Here is a 22,248-nt window from a genome sequence, read left to right on the forward strand (position 1 = left end):
GTTGAGAGGGGCGCGGATCGGGGTGGCACCGCGGGTTGGGCTGGGGGCTGTCACGGGCGGGTTGCCGTCAGGCCCGGCACGGTCACGGCAGGGGGCCGTCTGGGTGCGGTCGAACGTCCTGGACGCTAGGCGCGCCGGGGGTGGTGGACGCGCAGCGTGACGGCCTGAGGTGCGCGCGGGAGGGTGACCTCGAGCTGCGCCTCGCCGTCGACGGTGGTGAGGTGGCGCTGGACGTCGCTGCGGCGCGGGAAGACCGGGACGACGAGCGACTGCTGGGCGAGTCCGGGGATCCGCAGGGTGCGCGTCGGGTCCTCGCCGTGACGGCGCCACACGGTCACGAGGGTCTCGTCCTCGTGCTCGAGCCCCAGTGCGACCCACTCGTCCTCCCACCCCGGTAGCCCGAGCGGCCAGAACGGCCTCGCCGCGGGGATCGTGCGGCGCAGCTCCTTGTGGACGCTGACCGCGTCGGTCACGAGCGCCCGCTGGGCGTCGGTCATCTCGTCGAGGTGGCCCGAGAGCTGCAGCCGGCCCAGAAGCCCGGTGTTCAGGGTGAACGCGTTGAGGTCGTCGCTGTAGTCCGGTTGCGGATAGGCCCAGCTGGCGGCCTGTTCGGGCGTCATCGCGGTGGGGGCGGCGGCGGCGATCGGCGGGTACCGCAGGGGGTCCTGCTGGTCGCTGGTCGACTGGACCTGCAGGCGGGCGAGCATCGCGTAGTCGACGCGCATCCCTCCGGACGCGCAGTTCTCGATCGTCACGTGGGGATGCCGGTCGAGCACACCGTCCAGCCACTCGAGGTGGGCGCGATTGTGCCCGAGAAGTCCCGAGCCCGCGCTGAGCGCGTCGTGGTCGGTCCCCGAGCCCGGGTTGATGTTGTGGTCCAGCTTGAAGTAGCCGACCCCCAGCCCTTCGACCAGACGGTCGACCGCGCCGTCGAGATGCTTCCGGGCCAGCGGGTGGCGCAGGTCGAGGTGGTAGCGGCCGTGCTCCACCACGCGACGGCCGTGACGCATGAAGAACGCCTCGTCCGGCAGGGTCTCGGCCACGGCGCTCCGCACGCCGACGACCTCCGGTTCGAGCCACAGCCCCGGCGTCATGCCCTTGTCCCGGATGTACGCGAGGACCTCGTCGATCCCGTCGGGGAAGCGGCCCTGGGCGGGCTCCCACGCGCCGACGCTGTCCCACCATCCCTCCGCGTCGTCGTCGTACCAGCCGGCGTCGATGCAGAAGATCTCCGCGCCGGCGGCGGCTGCGGCCTCGATGAGCGGCAGGAGCTTGGCCGTCGTCGGGTCACCCATGAGGGTGTTCATGTAGTCGTTGAAGATGACGGGTAGGCGGGTGTGGTCCTCGTGCGGGCGCCGCAGGTCGCGCCGCGCGCGGGTCAGCTCGGCGATCGCCCCCTCGAACCCGTCCAGCGACAGGACGAGTGTGGCCGGCACGGTCGTGAACTGATCTCCCGGCTCGAGGCGCAGCCCCCAGTCATGCTCGGCCTGGGTGGGGCCGAGGGCGCTCAGGTAGAGCTCTGAGCTGCGCTCGCCGACCTGCCAGAGCCACGCCCCGTTGTGCTCCACCTGCCACCCGACCGACCGGCCGGTCGCCGGGTCGACCGCGACCCCGACGGGCAGGGACCCGTCGGTCGACCAGGCGCCGACCGCGGTGCGCGTGAACGCCCCGCGCGGGTCGTGCTCGTGTGCGGCACGGTTCACGTCCGGCAGCAGCGCCCTGGCGTCCGCGCCGGCCCATCGGTACTCGGCGAGCCAGTCGTTGTCGGCGGACCAGAGCTGCGCCGACCCCAGGCCGTCACGCCCGAAGAGCCCACCGAGAACGGCCGAGGTCACCCAGGCGACGTCGACGCTGTGGAGCCCGTCGTTGGACAGCGTCGTCTCGACCCGGATGGCAGCGCCCGACGGGCTGGCTGTGAGACGCGTGGTGGCCCGGAGTCCTGTCACGTCGTCGGCGGTGGTCACCGTCAGGGTCTCGCCGCCTCCGGCCGAGGAGCTCACGGAGTGGTTCACGTACCGGCTGCGGCCCGAGGCCACGGAGTCGATGTACCTGCGTGCTGACCAGGTGCGGCCAGCGCCGACGACGCCCACCTCGACGAGCGGCAGTGGCCGCTCGCTGGAGGCGACCTCGGCGTTATCCAGCCCGACCGAACGAACCCGGACACTGTGGTCATCGATGGTCAGACGGAGACGCAGGTTGCCTGGTGTCCAGTCAATGTCATTGTCTAGCAACGGGTGTCTCCATGTTCTGGCTCTATGAGGCTCGGGAGGAATTTCGTCGGGGGCCTTGCGCCCGAGTCGTGTGACCGGTCACACTCTAGCCATGGATGTGACCGGTCACAATGAGTCAGCGGCGACAGATTCGCCGCGAGCCGCCGCGTCGATCCGGGACGTGGCGCGCGTTGCCGGCGTGTCGTACCAGACGGTGTCGCGCGTCATCAACGGTCACTCGAGCGTCAGCGCCGATGCGCGTGAGCGTGTCGAGACGGCGATCGGCTCCCTGGGCTACCGGCCGAGCCGCGCCGCCCGCGCGCTCGCGCACGGCATGGAGAACGTCGTCACCGTCCTGACGTCGAACACCAGCCTCTTCGGTTACGCGCAGACCCTGGCCGGTATCGAGGAGGCGGCTCGCACCGCCGGCGTCCGCGTCGCCATCCGGGTCCTGTCCTCGGACGATCCCGATGTCGTCGAGGCGGCGGTCGAGCAGGTGAGCGACCCCCGCTCGGGCGCCGTCATCGTGCTCGGGTTCGACCGGGCCGGTGCGCGTGCGCTCGCTGCGCTGCCCGCGGTGGTCCGCGCCTCGGCGGCGGTGGAGTCCTACGTCGGACGCCGAGCGCCGAAGGCCGACAACCACCGGTGGACCTGGTTCGACGACACGGTCGCGGCCGAGCGCGCCACCGCGCACCTGCTCGATCTCGGACACGCGACGGTCCACCACATGGCCATCCCGTCCTCCTCGACGGTCGGGGACCGCCAGCGTGGTTGGCAGCGCGCCCTGCGTGCCGTCGGCGCGCCCGTACCTCCCGTCATCAGGCCCGAGTCGTGGACCACCCAGGCCGCACACGCCGCCGCACTGGAGGTGCTCGGCAGCCCCGAGATCACCGCCGTCCTGTGCGGCAACGACGACCAGGCGCTCGGCGTGCTGCGCGCGGCTCACGACCTCGGGCTCAGCGTCCCCGGAGACCTCAGCGTCGTCGGCTTCGACGACATCCCCGGTGCGCCGTTCTTCACGCCCGCACTGACCACCGTGCGGTTCGACTTCGCCGGCCTCGGCCGTCGCGCGTTCGAGGTGCTCGGCATCGGGCACGACCCGAAACCCGAGCCCAGCCCCATCCCACAACCCACGCTCATCATCCGTGAGAGCTCGGGGCCAGCCGCAACCCGGCGGCCGACCTCCAAGCGCTGAGCAACCCCCACGTGCCCCGCCGGGGCCGGATCAACTCCTTCCGACAAGGACGTCACATGAGAGACACACGCAAGACCGTCATCGCCTTGGCCGCGGTGGGCCTGCTTGCCGCGGGCTGCAGCGACCCCGGCGCGGCCAGCAGCGGCCCCCAGACCGGCGCGGCCGCCGCCTGGCCCCAGGAGACCGCCAGGCTCGACGGTGTCACCCTGACGATCTGGGCAGCCCAGAACTCGAACACCGTCGCGAAGCAGACGGCTGAGGACTTCGGTGCCAAGACCGGCGCCAAGATCGACATCGTCACGGTGCCGGACCCCTACGAGCAAAGCGTCCAGACCAAGGTCGCCTCGGGTGACAAGCCCGACCTGGCGTTCTGGCAGCCGACCGCCTCGCAGCTCACCGCGATCAACGCGAAGCAGAACCTCGTGTCCCTCGACGGAGCACCCTTCATCGACGCCTACAAGCCGGCCCTGAAGGACGTCACGGGCATCCTCGACGGCACCCGCTACGCCGCGCTCGTGACGGTCCCGGCCGTCGAGGGCGTCTGGTACAACAAGGAGGTCTTCGCCAAGGACGGCATCAACGCCACACCGAAGAACCTCGACGAGATGCTGGCCGCGGCCCGCGCGATCAAGGGCAAGGGCGGCACGCCGTTCTACGAGATGGGCGGCGAGAAGTGGGCCACCCAGTGGTGGGTCCAGGTGCAGCTGGCAGACGCAGCCAGGAAGGGCCTCTGGGACCGGGTCAACCAGGGCCAGGAGAAGTTCACCGACCCGACCATCCTCGGCGCGATCAAGAAGTACAAGAGCTTGGTTGACGAGGGGCTGTTCAACAACAACATCACCTCGGCGACCTTCGCCGACCAGGGCAAGGCCCTGCTGAGCGGTGAGGCCGCGATGGTGATCCAGGTCAACACGTTCTTCAGCCAGCTGCAGGCGCAGTCGAAGACCGACGAGCTCAACGCCAAGATCGGGTTCTTCCCGATCTCCCCGAGCGGCAACGTCGGCACGTTCATCCCCGACCAGTCGAACGCCCTCATCGCGTTCAAGACCGGCGACGCGAAGCGTGAGTCCGCGGCGAAGCAGTTCCTCACCTACTGGCTCGGCAGCGGCTACTCGGACTTCGTCAAGACGACCAACACCGTCTCCATCGAGGAGGGTGTCGAGACGCCCGCCACGGTCCCGAGCGCGCTGCAGGCCAACGCCGACTCCATCGGTGACTCGGTCGGGTCCATGCAGGTCTCCGCCATCGTCAACCCCGACCTGTACCTCAACCTGGCCAACATGCTCGCCGGCCAGGCGACGCCGGAGAAGGTCGCCGAGGCGACGCAGGCACAGTTCAGCCAGCTGGCCCAGGCCATCGGCGCACCGGGCTTCTGACCGGAACCAACCAAAGGCATTCCAGTGAAAGACGTCATCACGCGCACGGCGCCGACGCCGCCGGTGAGCGACGGCGTGCCGGGGGAGACCCCCCGGCGCGCCGGCGCCGCCGCCGGACGACGGGCAGGAAGCCGGAGCAAGCCCGCCCAACCGATCGCCTTCCTCGTCCCCGCCATCCTCGTGATGGTCGTCTTCTTCATCGTGCCGAGCGTCTACAACCTGGTCTATGCCTTCACCGACTGGTCCAGCTTCAAGTCCTCGATCAACCCGGTCGGGTTGCGCAACTTCGCCAACATCTTCAACAACGGCACACTGCTGGGCGACCTCAAGGTCAACGTCATCTACGCCGTCCTCGTGGCCATCTTCCAGAACGTGTTCGGTCTGGCGCTGGCCCTGCTGCTGGAAGCCGACACCAAGCTCAACCGCTTCGCCCGCACGATGTTCTTCATCCCCGTCCTGCTGTCGGCACTCGCGGTCGGGTACATCTTCCAGGCTCTGCTCAAGCCGACGGGCACGCTCAACACATTCCTGTCGTGGATGACCGGAGCCGACGTCGACTACGCGTGGCTCAACGACACCACGTGGACCCTGTTGTGGCTCACGGTGATCCACGCCTGGAAGTGGATGGGGCTGGCCATGCTCATCTACCTGGCGGGCCTGAAGACCATCAGCGCCGACGTGCTCGAGGCATGTCGCCTCGATGGTGCGTCCCGCTGGCAGACGTTCCGGCACGTCAAGCTGCCGTTCCTCGCGCCTGCGCTGACGTTCAACGTGGCCACGGCCCTGCTCGGCTCGATGAACAGCTTCGACATCGTGCAGGCCACCACCGGCGGTGGCCCGGGCCAGACCACGGAGATCCTCAACATCTTCATCTACCGCACCTTCGGCCAAGGGCTCTTCGCCCAGGCCACCACCATGAGCCTCGTGCTGGTGATCGTCATCTCCCTGATGGCGTTCCCCACGATCATCCTGCTGCGTCGACGGGAGCGTGCGCTGTGAGCCTCAACCGTGCCGATCCCGCACGCCGCCTCTGGGACAGGCTCCACCCGGTCGTCGTGGTCCTGCTGCTGCTCGTCGTCATCGGGGTGCCGCTGCTGCTCGTGGTCGTCACCTCGGGCAAGACTCAGGGCGAGGCCCTCAACCCATCGCTGTCCCTGCCCACGCAGGGCTGGCACTTCTTCGAGAACTATCGGCAGGCGTTCGTCGACGGGCGTGTGGTCACTGCGCTCCTCGGCAGCGCAGCCGTCGTCATCCCCTCCGTGGTGCTCGTCCTCGTCCTCGGGGCGATGGCGTCGTGGGTGCTCGCCCGCCGCAAGAGCACCGTGCTGGCCGTCGTCTACGCGGTGGGCATCAGCGGCATCGTCATCCCCCCGGCCGTCATCACGCTCGTGCTCCTGCTGCGGCAGATCGGGCTCGCCGGGACCCTTCCCGGGATGATCCTGGTCTACACCGGCATCTACCTGTCCACGGCGATCTTCTTCATCACCGGCTTCATCCGCACCATCCCCAACGAGCTCGAAGAGGCTGCCCGTGTCGACGGCGCCGGCCCGGTGCGCATCTTCGTCACCATCGTGCTTCCGCTGCTGAGGCCCGTCATGGCCACGGCGACCGTGCTCGTCTGCCTGTACATCTGGAACGACGTGTTCTTCGCGTTCTTCGTCATCGGAGGCCGGGTCGACACGCTGCCGCTCAACCTGTTCCAGGTCGCCAGCGCGGGCGTGTACCTCAACAACTGGAACCTCATCTTCGCGTACGTCGTCCTGATGAGCCTGCCGCTGCTCGCCGTCTTCGTCATCGCCCAGCGCCGCGTGATCTCCGGCATCACCGGTGGTGCCGTGAAATGACAGCTCTCACTGGGACCGGGGCCCCTCGCGCCCCCGGCCTGGTGGACGTCGCCCGCGTCGCCGGGGTGTCGCGGCAGACCGTGTCCCGCGTCGTCAACGGCTCGGGCCACATCAGGCCGGCGACGCGAGAGCGTGTCAGGCTGGCGATCGACCAGCTGGGCTACCGACCCAATACTGCTGCCCGTGCGCTGGTCAGCGGCCGGTCGGGCACTCTCGGCATCATCTGCGCATCGAGCCACCTCTACGGCCCGGCACGCATCCGCACCGCCGTCGAGCAGGCTTGCCGTGACAGCGGATACGTGGCCGCCTCCTTCGAGCTGACGGCCACGACCGAGGCCGCGATCGCCCAAGCCGTCGAGCACCTGCTGCAGGTGCAGGTGGAGGGGATCGTGCTGATCGCTGGCGACGAGCACGCTGTCGACGTCAACCGGTCTCGTGCCGCGCGGGTGCCGTTGGTCGCCGTCGAGGGCAACATTTCCGGCCACCTGAGCGTCGGCGTCGACCAGGTGCACGGCGCGCAGCTCGCCACGAAGCACCTGCTCTCCCTCGGTCACCGCATCGTGGCCCACGTGACCGGCCCCAGCGCGTCACCCGAGGCCCAGGCCCGGCTCAGGGGCTGGCGGCAGGCGATGGCAGTCCTCGGCCTGCGCGATACCAACGTCATCGAGGGGGACTGGAGCGCCGCGAGCGGCTACCGGGCCGGACTCGAGCTGGCCGAAACCCCGGACGTGACAGCCGTTTTCGCTGCCAACGACCAGATGGCGCTCGGTCTCCTGCGTGCCCTCCACGAGGCCGGCAGGTGTGTTCCCCACGATGTCAGCGTGGTCGGCTTCGACGACGTGCCGGAGGCCGAGTACCTCGTCGTCCCGCTGACGACGGTCCGCCAGGACTTCGACGGCGTGGGACGCGCCGCCGTGGACCGCGTCACCCACCTGCTCCGGGGCTCGGAGCACACACCGGCGGCGCCCCCGCTCCTCGAGTCGGCACTCGTCGTCCGCTCGAGCACGGCACCGCCGCGCGCGGGACGGTTCATGACTGGTCGAGCCGGTCGAGCTGCTCCTTCGTGAGCTGCACGTCGATCGCGGCGGCAGAGGCGCGGATCGTCTCGGGCCTGCTCGACCCGGGGATGGGAATCACCATCGGTGACAGGGCCAGCATCCAGGCGAGGGTGACCTGCTGCGGGGTGATGTCGAGCTCCCGGGCCACCTCCGCGAAGGAGCGGTACCGGGCACCCAGGTCTGCTGCGTTCCGGATGCCGCCGAGCGGGCTCCAGGGCAGGAAGGCGATACCCAGCTCGTGGCAGAGCCGGAGCTCGGGCTCGCTGGAGCGGAACGCCGGCGAGAACTGGTTCTGCACCGACACCAGTCGGCCACCGAGGATCTCCCGTGCGGCGCGGATCTGGTCGGGGTCGGCGTTCGAGATGCCGGCCATGCGGATCTTGCCCGCGTCGAGCAGCTCGCGGATCGCGCCGACCGAGTCCTCGTACGGCACGCCCGGGTCGGGGCGGTGGAACTGGTAGAGCCCGATGGCCTCGACACCCAGACGGCGCAGCGAGGCCTCGCAGGCCGCGCGGAGGTGTTCGGGCGAGCCGTTCACGGTCCAGGTCCCGTCGCCGGGCCGGAGGTGCCCGCCCTTGGTGGCGACCAGGACCTCGGACGTGTCGCCGCCGTAGGAGGCAAGCGCCTCCGCGATGAGGGACTCGTTGTGCCCCACCTCGCCGGCTCGGAGGTGGTACGCGTCGGCGGTGTCGACCAGGGTGATCCCGGCCTCGAGGGCGGCGTGGATGGTGGCGACGGAGCGCGGTCGGTCGGGTCGGCCCTCGATCGACATGGGCATCGCGCCGAGTCCGATGGCGCTGACCTTCGTCTCGCCGATCTGGCGTTGCTGCATGTGCGTTCTCCTTGGCTGTGGGATCGGGCCGCATCGATGGGTGCGTGGGGCGAACCACGATCGCGGACATCGGATTCAGCTGTCCATCCATGGGAACAGCTGTGCGACGAGCCTTTGCTCGACGTCACGGTCGACTGGGGCTCGAGAGGGTGGCCGACCGGGCCTTTGCGGCAACCGGGATGACGAGCTGTGCGCAGGCGGTGGTGGCTCGCTGTCAGGAAGTAGCGTATGAGCATGACAGCCCCGGAAGAGCCTGAGAGCGGTCAGGAACCGGCCGCCTGGGCGCTCGAACGTGCAACCGACGAGCTGTACGACGAGGGCGACCCGGCGGTCGTCGTGGCGCGCGCGTGGGAGCTGATGCGCGCCGAGCAGGACCTCGAGGACGAGCGCCACGACGAGTACGACGACCCGGACCAGGGTGGCGAGGGCTGACGGGGTCGGAGAAGCAATCCGACCCGAGAGGAACGTCCGTGGGTTCAGACCTCCCTGCCATCCCCTTCGCCTTGAAGGCATCCAAGGGCTCGTCCTGGAACGTCGATGCCGACACGGGGACGGTCACGCTCATGGCAACGCCGCACAGCGACATCTTCGTCGATCCCGGCGCGGGCACCCAGCTGAACGCGGAGTCGATGCTGAATGCCGCCACGCTCCTCGGTGCGCCGCCGCGGGGTGACTTCCAGCTGAGCGCCAGGGTCACGGTCGACTTCCGTGCGACGTTCGACGCAGGGGTCCTGCTGATCTGGGTCGACGAACGTCACTGGGCCAAGCTCTGCTTCGAGTACTCGCCGAGCGGCGATCCCATGGTCGTCTCGGTCGTCAACCGCTGTGTGGCCGATGACGCGAATGCCTTTGTGGTCGAAGGCCGCTCGGTGTGGCTTCGCGTGGCGCGCCTCGAGGGGGCCTTCGCGTTCCACGCGTCGACGGACGGCCAGGTCTGGCGCATGGTCCGCTTCTTCGCTCTCGACGAAGCGGACGGGTCGACGGAGCTCGGGTTCGAGGCTCAGTCCCCGACGGGAGAAGGATGTCTCGTGCGGTTCGACGACATCCGGTTCGCCGCCGAACGTCTCCGCGACCTGCGCGACGGCTCCTGAGACCTGCCGAGACCTGCCGGGACCTCCCGGGCCAACCCACCGACCGTGGGTAGTCTCGGCGCCATGGTGACGCCGGGCGCGCAGACGCCACCCATGGGATGGAACAGCTGGGACTGCTTCGGGACGTCGGTCACGGAGGCCGAGGTCCTCGCCAACGCCGAGTTCATGGCCGAGCGGCTCCTGCCGTTGGGCTGGGACACGGTGGTGGTCGACATCCAGTGGCACGATCCCGGCGCCGTCGCCGGCTCGTACAACGTGGATGCCGACCTGTGCCTTGATGGCTACGGGCGGCCCGTCCCGGCGGAGAACCGGTTCCCGTCCGCGGCCGGTGGCGCCGGCTTCGGACCGCTTGCGGACCGTGTCCACGCGCTCGGGCTGCGGTTCGGCCTCCACCTGATGCGCGGCATACCTCGGCTCGCCGTCGCGGCCGGCCTCCCCGTCCACGGGACCGGCAGCACGGCCGCCGACGTCGCCGACCCGGCCTCGATCTGCGACTGGAACGGTGACAACGTCGGGATCGACCACGACCATCCCGACGCGCAGGCGTACTACGACTCCGTCTGTGCGCTTTTCGCGCAGTGGGGCGTGGACTTCGTCAAGGTCGACGACATGCTCGGGCCCTACCACGAGCGGGAGATCGAGGCGTTCTCGCGCGCGGTCCGAGGTTGCGGGCGCCCCATGGTCCTGAGCCTGTCACCCGGACGCGAGCTGTCGGTCTCGCGCGCCGACCACCTGCGCGCCCACGCCGACATGTGGCGCGTGTCCGACGACCTCTGGGACCGGTGGGAGGACGTGCACGACCAGTTCGCCCGGATGGCGTCCTGGGCGGACCACGCAGGACCGGGCGGCTGGCCCGACGCGGACATGCTTCCCCTGGGCCACATCGGGATTCGGGCCGAGCGCGGGCCCGAGCGCGACAGCCGTCTCACCCGCGACGAGCAGCGCACCATGATGACGCTGTGGTGCGTCTCGAGGTCGCCGCTCATGCTCGGCGGCCATCTGCCGAGCACGTCCGACGAGACGCTGAGCCTGCTGACGAACCACGAGGTGCTGACCGTGCACCGGGCGAGCTCCGACAACCGCGAGGTGATGCGGCGGGCGGACCAGGTGCTCTGGGCAGCGCGTGCCGAGGCCGTCGAGGGTCGCTACCTGGCGGCCTTCAACCTCGGCCCCGCACCGATGGAGGTCGTCCTCGACCCCGCCACCCTGGGCGCCGAAGCCGTTCGGGTGCGCGACCTGTGGCGGCAGGAGGACCTGGCCCTCGCGCCGGACGGGTCCCTTCGGCTGGACCTGCCGTCGCACGGTAGCGCGCTGCTGCACGTGGCGGCCGACGCGACCACCTAGCGGAGCGGCACCCCGGTGACAGCCCACTCCTGCGAAGGTCACAAGGGTCGAGCCGTCAGCGGGTGCCCTCCGTGTGGTCGTGAGTCAGGGCAGCCTCCAGCGCGAACGTGGCAGCCCCGCGTGCGACCGGGTTGCCGACGCCCGACCGCACGCTGAAGTCGACAGCGGCCAGCGGCCGGACGAGCGCGTGCGACTCGGCGTCGTGGCGCGCAGCCGCGAGCAGGGCGTCGCCGAGCAGGTCGCTGACCCACCCCACGAGGACGACCGCGTCGGGGTTGACCACGTTGACGAGGCTCCCGAGGCCGGCCCCCAGGTAGCGACCGCCCGCCTGGACGGCGGCGACCGCGGCCGGATCGCCTGCCGAGAACGACCTCGCGAGCTCGGTGATCGCCTCGGTCTGGCCCAGGCGCAGGGCCCGGTGGCCGGGATCGGCCTCCTGGAGGTGGCGCAGCAGCCCGGGTGCGCCGACGTACGCCTCGATGCAGCCGCTCGAGCCGCAGCGGCAGGCCCACCCGTCGAGCACGACGGTGGTGTGGCCCCATTCGCCGGCGCTGTTGGACGTGCCGCGGTAGAGGTCGCCACCGAAGGCCAGGCCGGCGCCGACGCCCGTGCCGAGGTTGACGACGGCCAGGTTCTTGCCACCGAGGCCCGGCTCGCGCCAGAGCTCGCTCACGACGAGCGCGCGGAGGGGGTTGTCGAGGTGCACCGGGTGGCTGAACTGCTCTGCGAGCATGCGCCGCACGGGGACCTGGCGCCAGGCCCAGTTGGGAGCGAACACCGAGACTCCGTCGGCATCGTCGACGAGCCCGGGCACGCAGATGCCCACCCCCCGGACCTGGTCTCCGTTGGCACGGTCGGACAGACGGCGCACGAGCTCGCCGATCTGCTGCACGACCCCGGCCGGGTCGCCGACCGGGTCGACGACTGCCATGTGCTCCTCGGCGCGTGCGTCGAAGGCGGAGTCGAAGAGCGACGCGTGGATGTAGGTCTCGGCCACGTCGACGCCGATGAACAGCCCGAACGCGGGGTTGACGGTGAGCCGGGTCAACGGGCGGCCGGTGGCACGTCGCACGGTCTCGGACTCGGTCAGCAGGCCGAGCTGGATGAGCTCGGAGACGATGCTCGCCACGGTCGCCATGCTGAGGCTCGACGCCGTCACGATGTCCTGCCGGCTCAGGGGGCCGCCGACGGAGACACGCCGGAGCACCTCGAAGAGGTTGCCGCGGCGGATGTCTGCTGCGGAACGCGCGGTCATGACCCCCCATTGGTGAGGCCGTGGACGGGCCTCTGCTCGGCCGGCAGCGACTCGTCCGTGCCGTTCGGCGCCAGCGTAACCGTCGCCTCCCGTCGCGTCGGCGGGTACGCAGGGGAGCCGGCGTACGAGGCCGGCCGGCGGCGGCGTTCGGAACGCGACGGCATACGGCATCCCACCTTCTCGTGCTGCGAGCGCCGTCGCTCCGCCCGGGAGCGGGTCCCATCTGGTGGACCGCAGCTCTGGCGCGCTGATTAATTCCAATGGTAATAATAACCCGTAGAGAAGGTCGGCGCACTGGCGCGTCCGACCTCCGGTCAGCAAGGAGGCAGGCCATGGCCATCGGAAGCACGCACGTCACGCGCAGGGGATTCCTCGGGTTCACCGCCGCGGCGGCCGGCGTCATCACGCTCACCGCGTGCGGCGCCGACAGCGACACGGGCAGCAAGGGGAGCGGCGGGCCGCTCGTCATGACCGTGTGGGGCGGTGAACCCGATCGGAAGGCCTACCAGCAGCGCATCGACCTGCTCGTCAAGAAGTACCCGGACCTCTCGGTCAAGCTGCAGCTGATCCCCTCTGACGGCTACGCGCAGAAGGTGCAGACCATGATCGCCGGCGGGTCGGGGCCGGACATCATGGAGGTGGCCGAGAACGTCAACGTCTACTCGAGCAAGAACCAGCTGCTCCCGCTCGACGAGCTGGCCACGAAGGCCGGGCTCGACCTCGAGAAGCGGTTCGGCAGTATCGGCAAGCTCTACTCGTACCAGGACAAGGTCTACGCGATCCCCGACCGCTCCGGCGCGATGATCGTCTACTACGACAAGGCCGCCTTCGAGAAGGCCGGACTCGGCACGCCGGGGCCCGACTGGGACTGGGCGAAGATCCAGGGCGCCTTCCAGCAGCTGACGGTGCCCGGCAAGACCTGGGGCTACGCCGGCGCCGGCTGGTGGGCGCAGTGGTGGAGCTTCGTCTACCAGAACGGCGGAACGATCATCGACCCCTCGTCGGGCAAGCCGACCGTCACCAGCGACCCGGTCGTCGAGGCGCTCCAGTGGGCCGGTGACCTGACCTTCAAGAGCAAGGTGGTCCCCACGAAGGAGCAGTACGCCGACATGGGTGCCGACATCGGCGGTGACCAGGCCTTCGCCGGCGGCAAGGTTGCCGTGAACACGACCGGCTTCTGGGCCATCAGCGGACTCAAGGACAGCAAGGTCGACTGGGACATCGCACCCCTGTGGCGCGGCAAGGACCAGGCCGTGACCGCCTTCGGCAGCGGGCTGTCCATCTCGCGCACCTCGAAGAACCCGGAGGGCGCGTTCAAGGCCATCGAGTTCCTGACGTCCGCCGAGGCGCAGAAGGTCATCATCGACACCGGCCAGGACGTGCCGGCCAACATCGAGGTGCAGAAGAGCGACGCCTTCCTCAAGCCGAGCTGGATGACCAAGCCGGTCGACATGACGGCCTTCGCGAAGTCGAGCGAGTTCGTCTACCGGGCCCCGTTCATCCCCGAGTGGAACGAGATGCAGAAGGCGTTCGACGACGGCCTCGCCGACTTCTGGCTCGGCAAGCAGGACGCCAAGAGCGCCCTGACCGCCATCCAGTCGCAGCTGGAGACCATCGTCAAGCCTGCGGGGTGAGGTCATGAGCACCACCACGCTGGGGCGAACACCGCCCCCCACGGTCGACAAGGCACCTGCGCCGAAGCCCCGCCGTCATCGGCTGAGCCCGCGGGCCCGCCGGGAGGCCATGTGGTTCTACGTCTTCGTCTCGCCCTGGCTGGTCGGGTTCCTCGTGTTCCTCCTCGGGCCGATGATCGCCTCGCTGTACCTGTCGCTGACCGAGTGGGACACGTTCACGGCGCCGACATGGGTGGGGCTGCAGAACTACGTCACGCTCCTTCGTGACGACCCCGTGTTCTGGAAGGCCCTGTGGAACACGTTCTACTACGCGGCCATCTCGGTACCGCTCGGGCTGGCCCTCGGGCTGTGGCTCGCGAACCTGCTCAACAAGCAGGTCCGCGGCCAACGGGCCTTCCGGACACTCATCTACCTGCCGACGCTCGTCCCGCTCGTCGCGACGGCGATGATCTTCAAGATGGTGCTCGCGCCGTCGGGGCCGCTCAACCAGCTCCTCGGCTTCGTCGGGATCTCAGGCCCGGCCTGGCTGCTCGACAGCGACTGGGTCAAGCCGGCCCTCATCGTGCTGTCGGTGTGGGGCGCGGGCGGCGCCACGGTGCTGCTGCTCGCCGCGATGCGCGGCATCCCGCGCGAGCTGTACGAGGCCGCCGAGGTCGACGGAGCCGGACCCATCCGCCAGTTCTGGAGCATCACCGTGCCCCAGCTCACGCCGATCATCTTCTTCAACCTGGTGATGGGCCTGATCGGGGCCTTCCAGATCTTCTCGCAGGTCTACATCCTGACCAAGCCCGTGGGCGGGCCGAACAACTCGAGCCAGATGATGGTGCCGCTGCTCTTCAACGAGGCGTTCTCCTTCTACCACATGGGTTACGCGTCGGCGATCTCCTGGCTGCTGTTCGCCGTGATCCTGGTGTTCACCCTGCTCGCCTTCCGCACCACGCGGAAATGGGTGTTCTACGAGACGGAGGTCGGCTGATGTCAGTGCTCATTCAGGCCCAGACGACAGCGGCCGAGGTCGCTCCGAGTCCCGGCAGGGGGACCCGGGTGCTGCGCGCCTTCAAGGCAACCCCGTTCACCTACGCGACGCTCACCGTGGTCTCGGCCCTGCTGTCGGTGCCTCTCGTGTTCGTCGTGTCGATCGCGCTCTCCAGCGACCAGACGGTCAACGCCAACACCTTCACGGTGCTGCCACACGAGTTCCACTGGGAGAACTTCGTGCGCGTGTTCGGCACGGAGCTGCCCATGGGCCGGTTCCTGCTCAACTCCGTGCTCATCTCGCTCGGGGCGGTCGTGGGCCAGGTGCTCTCCAGCGGCCTCGTCGGGTACGCGTTCGCCCGCCTGCGGGCGCCCGGCAAGAACGTGCTCTTCATGGTCGTCATCGCCACGATGATGATCCCCGCCCAGATCACGATGATCCCGCAGTTCCTGCTCTTCAAGGAGCTCGGCTGGGTGAACACGTTCCTGCCGCTCATCGTGCCGAACTTCTTCTCGAACGCCTTCAACGTCTTCCTCGTGCGGCAGTTCGTCTCGCGCCTGTCGAGCGACATCGACGAGGCCGCGATGGTCGACGGCCTGGGCTTCTTCGCCATCTACTGGCGGATCATGCTGCCGATGCTGTGGCCGATCCTCATCGCCATCGGGATCTTCACCCTGACGCACGCCTGGGGTGACTTCATGGGGCCGCTGATCTACCTCAACGACGAGTCGAAGATGCCGCTGTCGCTCGGTGTGCAGTACATCACCAGCACGTCCCAGGCTCTCCAGGCCCCGCCGTGGAACTCCGTCATGGTGGGCTCCATCCTGCTCACCGTCCCGATGATCGCCGTCTACTACTTCGGCCAGCGCTACCTCTACGAGATGGACATCAGCGGCGGCAGTGCGGGTGTCAAGTGACGGTGGAGACGGCGAGCCGTGCCGGGAGCGACGCGGCGGTGCCGTCGGTGACGGTCGATGCCGACGGCATCACGATCGACGGCACGCCTCGCACCCTGTTGTGTGCGTCCCTGTTCTACTTCCGCCTGCCCCGACAGGAGTGGCGCCGGCGGCTCGAGCAGGTGCGCGACTCGGGGTACCACTGCGTCGACGTCTACCTGCCCTGGAACTTCCACGAGCTCGCGCCGGGTGAGTGGTCGTTCGACGGTCGCGGCGACGCCGCAGCCTTCCTCGACCTCGCGGCCGAGGTGGGGCTCATGGTCATCGCGCGACCGGGGCCCTACATCTGCTCCGAGTGGGACGGCGGGGGCCTGCCGGCCTGGCTCGGCCTCGACCCGGACCTGCGCGTGCGACAGAACGACGCCGCGTTCCTGACCCACGTCCGGCGGTGGTTCGACCAGGTCATGCCGATGCTCGCCGCCCGGCAGCACGACGCGGGCGGCCCGGTGGTGATGGTGCAGCTGGAGAACGAGCTGGACTTCTTCGACTGCTCGGACCGTGCCGGCTATCTCGGGGCCCTGCGCGACATGGCCCTCGACCACGGGATCACCGTGCCGCTCGTCGCCTGTGCCGGTCAGGGCGACCTGCAGGGAGCCACCGGTGAGGTCGACGGCGTCATCCCCGCGTTCAACTTCTACCCGGCGGACGACAGCCCCGACATCGAGCCGGAGGTGCGCCACTACGCCGAGCTGGCTCATGGCCTGGGCCTGCCGCTCCTCGTGACCGAGACCAACCGGAGCCACCGCACGCTGCGGCGGCTGCTGGCGAGCGGCGCCTCGCTCATCGCCCCGTACCTCCAGTCGTCGGGATGGAACTTCGGGTTCACGCCGGCGACCGGCAACTGGGGCCGGCCGGGCAGCTTCATGAGCCACGGCTACGACTTCGGCGGCTACGTCTCGTCGACGGGGGCCGCCCGAGCGGAGTACCGCGAGGCCCAGGTGCTCGCCCGGGTGCTCGACACGCTCGGCCTCCGGCTCGCCCGGTCACGCCCCGCTGATCCAGCCACGGTGGTGCGGCTCAGTGCCGAGTTCCCCACGAGCAGCGCCCCATCCGCGTTGGACCTCAGCGGGGGAGGGCGACTGGTGGCAGTGCCCAACCTCGGCGACGAGGCCGGCAGCGCAACCGCCCATCTCCCGGACGGCGACGTGACGTTCAGCGTCGCCGGTGGTGCGGCGCCTCTCGTCCTGCTGGACGTGCCCCTCGCCGAGTGGGGTGTCGACGCCACGATGGCGCTCGCCAGCGCGGATCTCGTAGCGGTCGCCGCCGAGGCCGGGAGGCTCGAGCTGACGTTCGCGTCGGACGTGCCGGTGACCGTGGTGCTCCACGGTCTGCACGACGCCGTGGCCCCGAGCGGGGGCACGGTGACGAACGTGGGCGACCGCGCCACCGTGTCGCTGCCGGCGCCCGGGCCGGGCCGTCCCGAGCAGACGCTCGTGGTCGGCAGCGACGGGTCCGGGCGTCACGTCGAGGTGCACGTGCGCGCACGGACCACGGTGGACACGGCATCCGCCACTGAGCCTGACGCCGGCGAGCGAGGCACCCGCGAGGACGCAGCCGCGCCGGACGTCGTCGTGTCGCAGGTGAACGTCAGGGCAGGCCGGCCCCAGCCGCCCGTGACGTACGCGCCGGGCGCGGCGCCGCCGTTGGAGGCCCTCGGCGTCTACCGCGGCAGGGGCACGTATGCCGCGACCGCGGACCTGACCGGCGTCTCCCAGCTGCTCGTCGTCGGTGCCTGCGACGTGCTCGACCTGCGCGTCGGCGGCGTGTGCCTGCCCTCGAGCGCGACATTCGGTGCGACACAGAGTGTGGATGTCACTGCAGCACAAGGGAACACGGCCATCACCGCGGTCGTCGAGATCTGGGGCCATGCCAACTTCGACGACGCGCGGCTGCCGGCGCTGCGCCTGGGCGGGCTGCGAGGACTCGGCTCGGTGTGGGCGGTCCGGGACGCCCGCGACATCACCGCGCTCTGGCGCGTGGTCCCGGAGGGACAGTGGGCTGGGTCTCCCGCCCCGATCCGCTCGCTCGGCGGGTGGAGCAGCACCAGGGTCGGCGCCCCCATCACCTACGAACGCGACCTCGGCCTCGACCAGCTGGTCGACCACGTCCTCCGCCTCGAGGGGCTGCGCGAACCGGCGCTCGTGCGGGTCGACTCGGGGGCGACCCGTGCCGTGACGGCCGAGGACCCTTGGCTGCTCATGCCTGCGGGCACCGGCTCGCGCGTCACCGTGACCGTGCCCCACGACCCGAGCCGCCGGCCGCTGCGGCCGCAGCTCCTGCAGGTGACCCCCGTGCACGGGTGGTCCTGCGCGGTCGAGCCCGACACGGTGCTGACGCGGTACGCCGCCCGCCTCGACGAGGACGGCGCGGTGGTCGACCTGCCCCTCACCCTCGAGCCCGGCACCGAGCTCTGGCTCGACGTCGACGTCCCGGCGCTGCCGGACGGACACGTCATCGCGGTCGACGGCGAGGACCTGCGCGTCACCGCCTGGCTCGGAGGCGAGTGTCTGGGTCGGCTGTGGACCGGGCCCGGGCGTCCGCCGTTCACCGGCGGCGACCCGGACCGGCTGTGGCTGCCCGCCGCCTGGACCACCCACGCCTCACGTCTCACCCTGGCGGTACGTGGCACCCGCGGCTTCGACCCGTCCACCCTGAACGCCATCCGGCTCGCCCCAGCCCTCGGCTGAGCGCGCGCCCCGCCCGACATCCGACCGACCGACTCGACCCGAGGACACCGCATGAGCGAGCGCGCCACCGCGCCGGAGGCCACAGACCACCGCCCCAGACGATTCGAGATCGGGGCCGAGAGCTTCCTGCTCGACGGCGACCCGATGCGGGTCATCGCGGGCGCCCTGCACTACTTCCGGGTGCACCCGGGCCAGTGGTCCGACCGCATCGCCAAGGCGAAGATGTTGGGGCTCAACGCGATCGAGACGTACGTCCCGTGGAACGCCCACGAGCCGCAGCCGGGTCAGGTGAGCTTCGACGGTCAGCTCGACCTCCCACGCTTCCTCGACCTCGTCGCGGAGGCGGGCCTGCTCGCCATCGTCCGGCCGGGGCCCTACATCTGCGCCGAGTGGGACGGTGGTGGCCTTCCCGGCTGGCTCTTCCGCGATCCCGCCGTCGGGGTGCGCACGAGTGAAGAGGTGTACCTGCGGGCGGTGCGCACCTGGTTCGAGACGCTCCTGCCCGTCGTCGCGCAGCGGCAGGTGACCCGCGGTGGGCCGGTGATCCTCGTGCAGGTCGAGAACGAGTACGGCGCGTACGGCGACGACGAGGTCTACCTCAAGTCGATCGTGTCGTTCATGCGCGACGCCGGCATCGAGGTGCCGCTCGTCACGTGTGACCAGGCCGACCCGGGGATGTTCGAGCGGGGTGGGTTGGGCGACGTGCACAAGACGGCCACCTTCGGGTCCCGCTCGCCCGAGCGACTGGCCATCCTGCGCGAGGCCCAGCCCGACGGGCCGCTCATGTGCATGGAGTACTGGAACGGCTGGTTCGACCACTGGGGCGCCCCCCACCACGTCACCGACGCCGCCGGGCAGGCCGCCGACCTCGACGACCTCCTCGCGGCGGGAGCGTCGGTGAACCTCTACATGGTGCACGGCGGGACGAACTTCGGCCTGACCAACGGCGCGAACGACAAGGGCATCTACCAGCCCACCGTGACGTCGTACGACTACGACGCCCCGCTGTCGGAGGACGGGTGGCCCACCGCGAAGTACTGGGCCTTCCGCGAGGCGATCGCACGGCACGCGGTGGTCCCGGACGAGACACCGGGCACCCGGCCCGTCGCCCCGACCCCCGCCCTGCGCCTCGAGCGGTCGGCGTCCCTCGCCTCCGTCGTCGAGCACCTGGGGCTGCCGGTCGAGACGGCGCACGTGCCCACGACGGACGAGCTCGGTCACTACCAGGGCTTCACGCTCTACGCTGCCGACCTGCCGGCTCGCGGTGCCCCCGTGCTGCTGTCGGTCGCCGAGGTGCGCGACCGCGCGATCGTGGCCGTGGACCGGGTGCCCGTCGGCACGCTCTCCCGGTCGGACAAGGCGTTCTGCATTCCGCTCCCGGCGGGTGGGCCGGCAGAGCTCACCCTGCTCGTCGAGGACCAGGGCCGGGTCAACTACGGCGTACGCATCGGCGAGGCCAAGGGCGTCCTCGGGCCCGTTCTGCTCGACGACGAGGAGCTGCGCGGATGGCGCAGCCGACCGCTGCGGCTCGAGCCCGACACGGTGCTGCCGCACGCGACGCCCGTCACGTCGACGTCGGTGACCGGCCCAGTCTTCGCCGTCGCCTCCTTCGAGCTGGAGGCCGCCGCCGACCTCCACCTCGACACCGGCTCCTGGGGCAAGGGGGTCGCCTGGGTCAACGGCTTCTGCCTCGGGCGCTACTGGAGCCGAGGCCCACAGCGCACCCTCTACGTGCCGGGGCCCGCCACCCTCCCGGGCGCGAACACCCTCGTGCTCTTCGAGCTGCACGGCGGTCGCGCCGAGGACCTGTCGTTCCGGCCTGCCCCTGACCTGGGCTCGACGGAGGTCTGACCGGCGCCCCGCGACGGTTCAGCGCCCCGCGCCGAGGGGGCCTTCGCTTGCGCATCGCGCGTCATGGGTACGGACCCAGAGCCGGCACCGGCCAGCGGTCAGCGGTGCCGGTCGACGCAGAGGGAGAGCGCATGACGACGGTGGCCGAGCACATCATCACCTCGCTGGCGAGCGCCGGAGTGAGCCAGATCTGGGGCGTCGTCGGCGACGCGCTCAACCCGCTGACGGACGCGATCCGCACGGAGGACCGGATGGAGTGGGTCGGCGTCCGCCATGAGGAGGTGGCGGCGTTCGCGGTGAGCGCCCAGGCCCAGCTGACCGGGACGTTGGGCGTCTGCATGGGGACCGTCGGGCCCGGCTCGATCCACCTGCTCAACGGCCTCTACGACGCCAAGAAGTCGCGAGCGCCCGTTCTCGCGATCTGTGGCCAGGTGCCCAGCGCCGAGATCGGGACCGACTTCTTCCAGGAGGTCGACAACAACGCCCTCTTCGCCGACGTGGCCCTGTGGTCCCAGAGCCTCACCTCGCCGGCGCAGCTGCCCCACCTGCTGGAGCAGGCTGTGAATGCCGCGTGCGCCGGACGGGGCGTCTCGGTGCTCACCCTGCCGGGTGACGTCGGCGACCTCGAGGTGCCCAAGGGCACCATGCCGTCCTCGTTCGCGCCCATGGCCCTCCCGACGGCCGCCCCGGACGCACAGGTCGACGCCGCCGTCACCGCCCTCTCGCAGGACGGCCCGGTGACGCTGCTCGTGGGGTGCGGTGCGCGTGGGGCGCCGCGCGAGGTGCTCGAGCTCGCCGAGGTCCTGGCGGCGCCGGTGGTGCTGACGTTGAAGGGCAAGGAGGGCCTCGAGCGCGACAACCCGTTCCAGGTCGGACAGTCCGGCCTGATCGGCAACCCGGCAGCGGCCCAGGCGATGGACGCGTGCGAGGTCCTCGTCATGATCGGCACCGACTTCCCATACCGGGACTGGTACCCGACGGGCAAGACCGTCATCCAGCTCGACTCCCGGGGCGAGCACGTCGGGCGTCGGACCCCGGTGCAGCACGCGCTCGTCGGTGACGCGGCGGCGACGCTCAGGTCGCTCCTGCCGCGCCTTGACCGGCGGACCGACCGCGCTCACCTCGACGCCGCGGTGACGGCATACACCGAGTGGTGCCAGCGGCAGCGAGCCCTGCTCGACCCCCGTCACGACCACCAGCTGCTCGGACGCGTGCGCGCCGTGTTCGACAACCCCGACGAGCGGATCCGGCCGGAGGCGGTTGCCGCCGCCATCGACCGGCTCGCGCCCGACACGACGATCTTCACGAGCGACACCGGCATGTCGACCGCCTGGGCCGCGCGCTTCGTGACGATGCGCGGCACGCGGCGGCTCGTCGGCTCCTACAACCTCGGCTCGATGGCGAACGCGGTCCCGATGGCGCTGGGCGCCCAGGCGCTCGACCGCACCCGGCCGGTCGTCGCGCTCGCCGGCGACGGCGGGCTGATGATGCTGCTCGGTGACCTGCGGACGGCGGTGACCTACACCTTGCCGGTGGTGGTGGTCGTCTTCGACAACGGCAGCCTCGGGATGGTCAAGCTCGAACAGGAGCAGGGCGGCCTGCCCGAGTTCGGTACGGCGCTGGACAACCCGGACCTGTCTGCCGTGGCGGCGGCCATGGGGCTGACGAGCCGACGGGTCACCGATCCGGCGCAGCTCGACGAAGCCGTCGAGTGGGCGCTCGGGCAGGAGGGGCCGGTGCTCCTCGACGTCGTGACCAACCCCGAGGAGGTGGCGGTTCCACCGAAGCCGACGCTCGCGCAGGGATGGGGCTTCGCGATCGCCAAGGCGAAGGAGACCTTCGAGAGCCGCTAGGCCCGCGGCCCGGCAGACCCGTGCCGCGATGTTCGGCCGTGATCGAGTTCGTGTGTTTGGGTGCGTGGTCTGGAACCCGATGCGGG

The 22,248-nt window shown here is 70.3% G+C and carries 17 protein-coding genes; 14 read left to right on the top strand and 3 right to left on the bottom strand.

Going from position 1 to position 22,248, the window contains the following annotated elements; all coding sequences use genetic code 11:
* Positions 1-125: 125 nt before the first annotated feature.
* Positions 126-2,000 carry a glycoside hydrolase family 36 protein gene (locus H9I49_RS22815; protein WP_223129135.1) on the bottom strand — a complete coding sequence of 625 codons (1,875 nt, stop codon included), beginning with the start codon at positions 1,998-2,000 and terminating at the stop codon, positions 126-128.
* Positions 2,001-2,322: 322 nt separating this feature from the next.
* Between H9I49_RS22815 and H9I49_RS22820 the strand changes: the two genes are divergently transcribed.
* Genes H9I49_RS22820 through H9I49_RS22840 form a run of 5 tightly spaced genes read left to right on the top strand, consistent with a single transcriptional unit; the run spans position 2,323 to position 7,692 of the window.
* Entirely contained in the window at positions 2,323-3,405 is a 1,083-nt protein-coding gene (locus H9I49_RS22820; RefSeq protein WP_188032702.1) for a LacI family DNA-binding transcriptional regulator, read from the top strand.
* Positions 3,406-3,461: 56 nt separating this feature from the next.
* Positions 3,462-4,781 carry an ABC transporter substrate-binding protein gene (locus H9I49_RS22825; RefSeq protein ID WP_188032703.1) on the top strand — a complete coding sequence of 440 codons (1,320 nt, stop codon included), beginning with the start codon at positions 3,462-3,464 and terminating at the stop codon, positions 4,779-4,781.
* Between the two features lie 24 nt (positions 4,782-4,805).
* Entirely contained in the window at positions 4,806-5,780 is a 975-nt protein-coding gene (locus tag H9I49_RS22830) for a carbohydrate ABC transporter permease (protein ID WP_370587708.1), read from the top strand.
* Positions 5,777-6,625 carry a carbohydrate ABC transporter permease gene (locus H9I49_RS22835; RefSeq protein WP_188032704.1) on the top strand — a complete coding sequence of 283 codons (849 nt, stop codon included), beginning with the start codon at positions 5,777-5,779 and terminating at the stop codon, positions 6,623-6,625. The genes H9I49_RS22830 and H9I49_RS22835 overlap by 4 nt, the downstream gene beginning before the upstream one ends.
* A complete protein-coding gene (locus tag H9I49_RS22840) occupies positions 6,622-7,692 on the top strand; it encodes a LacI family DNA-binding transcriptional regulator (protein WP_188032705.1) in 1,071 nt (356 codons plus the stop codon). Before H9I49_RS22835 ends, H9I49_RS22840 begins: the two co-directional genes overlap by 4 nt.
* On the opposite strand, the gene H9I49_RS22845 is transcribed toward H9I49_RS22840, so the two are convergent.
* Positions 7,655-8,515: an aldo/keto reductase gene (locus H9I49_RS22845; protein WP_188032706.1), complete on the bottom strand. Its 861-nt coding sequence runs from the start codon at positions 8,513-8,515 to the stop codon at positions 7,655-7,657. The genes H9I49_RS22840 and H9I49_RS22845 overlap by 38 nt on opposite strands.
* A 234-nt stretch (positions 8,516-8,749) precedes the next feature.
* Here H9I49_RS22845 and H9I49_RS22850 point away from each other — a divergent pair, with 234 nt between their 5' ends.
* The 3 genes from H9I49_RS22850 (at position 8,750) to H9I49_RS22860 (ending at position 10,950) form a co-directional block, all read left to right on the top strand.
* Positions 8,750-8,947 (top strand): hypothetical protein, encoded by a 198-nt coding sequence (locus tag H9I49_RS22850; RefSeq protein WP_188032707.1) that lies wholly within the window; start codon positions 8,750-8,752, stop codon positions 8,945-8,947.
* 38 nt (positions 8,948-8,985) lie between these two features.
* Positions 8,986-9,606 carry a DUF1349 domain-containing protein gene (locus H9I49_RS22855; protein ID WP_370587709.1) on the top strand — a complete coding sequence of 207 codons (621 nt, stop codon included), beginning with the start codon at positions 8,986-8,988 and terminating at the stop codon, positions 9,604-9,606.
* A gap of 93 nt (positions 9,607-9,699) precedes the next feature.
* Positions 9,700-10,950, top strand: a complete 1,251-nt coding sequence (locus tag H9I49_RS22860; RefSeq protein ID WP_188032708.1) for a glycoside hydrolase family 27 protein — start codon at positions 9,700-9,702, stop codon at positions 10,948-10,950.
* A gap of 55 nt (positions 10,951-11,005) precedes the next feature.
* On the opposite strand, the gene H9I49_RS22865 is transcribed toward H9I49_RS22860, so the two are convergent.
* Complete coding sequence (locus H9I49_RS22865; RefSeq protein ID WP_188032709.1) at positions 11,006-12,205, bottom strand: ROK family protein; 1,200 nt, start codon at positions 12,203-12,205, stop codon at positions 11,006-11,008.
* Between the two features lie 332 nt (positions 12,206-12,537).
* Between H9I49_RS22865 and H9I49_RS22870 the strand changes: the two genes are divergently transcribed.
* From H9I49_RS22870 to H9I49_RS22895, 6 genes are all read left to right on the top strand, one after another.
* Entirely contained in the window at positions 12,538-13,839 is a 1,302-nt protein-coding gene (locus tag H9I49_RS22870) for a sugar ABC transporter substrate-binding protein (RefSeq protein ID WP_188032710.1), read from the top strand.
* Positions 13,840-13,843: 4 nt separating this feature from the next.
* A complete protein-coding gene (locus H9I49_RS22875; protein WP_188032711.1) occupies positions 13,844-14,815 on the top strand; it encodes a carbohydrate ABC transporter permease in 972 nt (323 codons plus the stop codon).
* The gene (locus H9I49_RS22880; RefSeq protein ID WP_188032712.1) at positions 14,815-15,732 is read left to right on the top strand and encodes a carbohydrate ABC transporter permease; all 918 of its coding nucleotides are present in this window, start codon (positions 14,815-14,817) and stop codon (positions 15,730-15,732) included. Before H9I49_RS22875 ends, H9I49_RS22880 begins: the two co-directional genes overlap by 1 nt.
* Positions 15,729-18,458, top strand: a complete 2,730-nt coding sequence (locus H9I49_RS22885) for a beta-galactosidase (protein WP_223129137.1) — start codon at positions 15,729-15,731, stop codon at positions 18,456-18,458. Before H9I49_RS22880 ends, H9I49_RS22885 begins: the two co-directional genes overlap by 4 nt.
* Before the next feature lie 51 nt (positions 18,459-18,509).
* Positions 18,510-20,309 carry a beta-galactosidase family protein gene (locus H9I49_RS22890; protein WP_188032713.1) on the top strand — a complete coding sequence of 600 codons (1,800 nt, stop codon included), beginning with the start codon at positions 18,510-18,512 and terminating at the stop codon, positions 20,307-20,309.
* A gap of 131 nt (positions 20,310-20,440) precedes the next feature.
* Positions 20,441-22,162: a thiamine pyrophosphate-dependent enzyme gene (locus H9I49_RS22895; RefSeq protein ID WP_188032714.1), complete on the top strand. Its 1,722-nt coding sequence runs from the start codon at positions 20,441-20,443 to the stop codon at positions 22,160-22,162.
* The last annotated feature ends 86 nt before the right edge of the window (positions 22,163-22,248 follow it).

Source organism: Terrabacter sp. MAHUQ-38, from assembly GCF_014518425.1.
GTDB lineage: Bacteria > Actinomycetota > Actinomycetes > Actinomycetales > Dermatophilaceae > Terrabacter.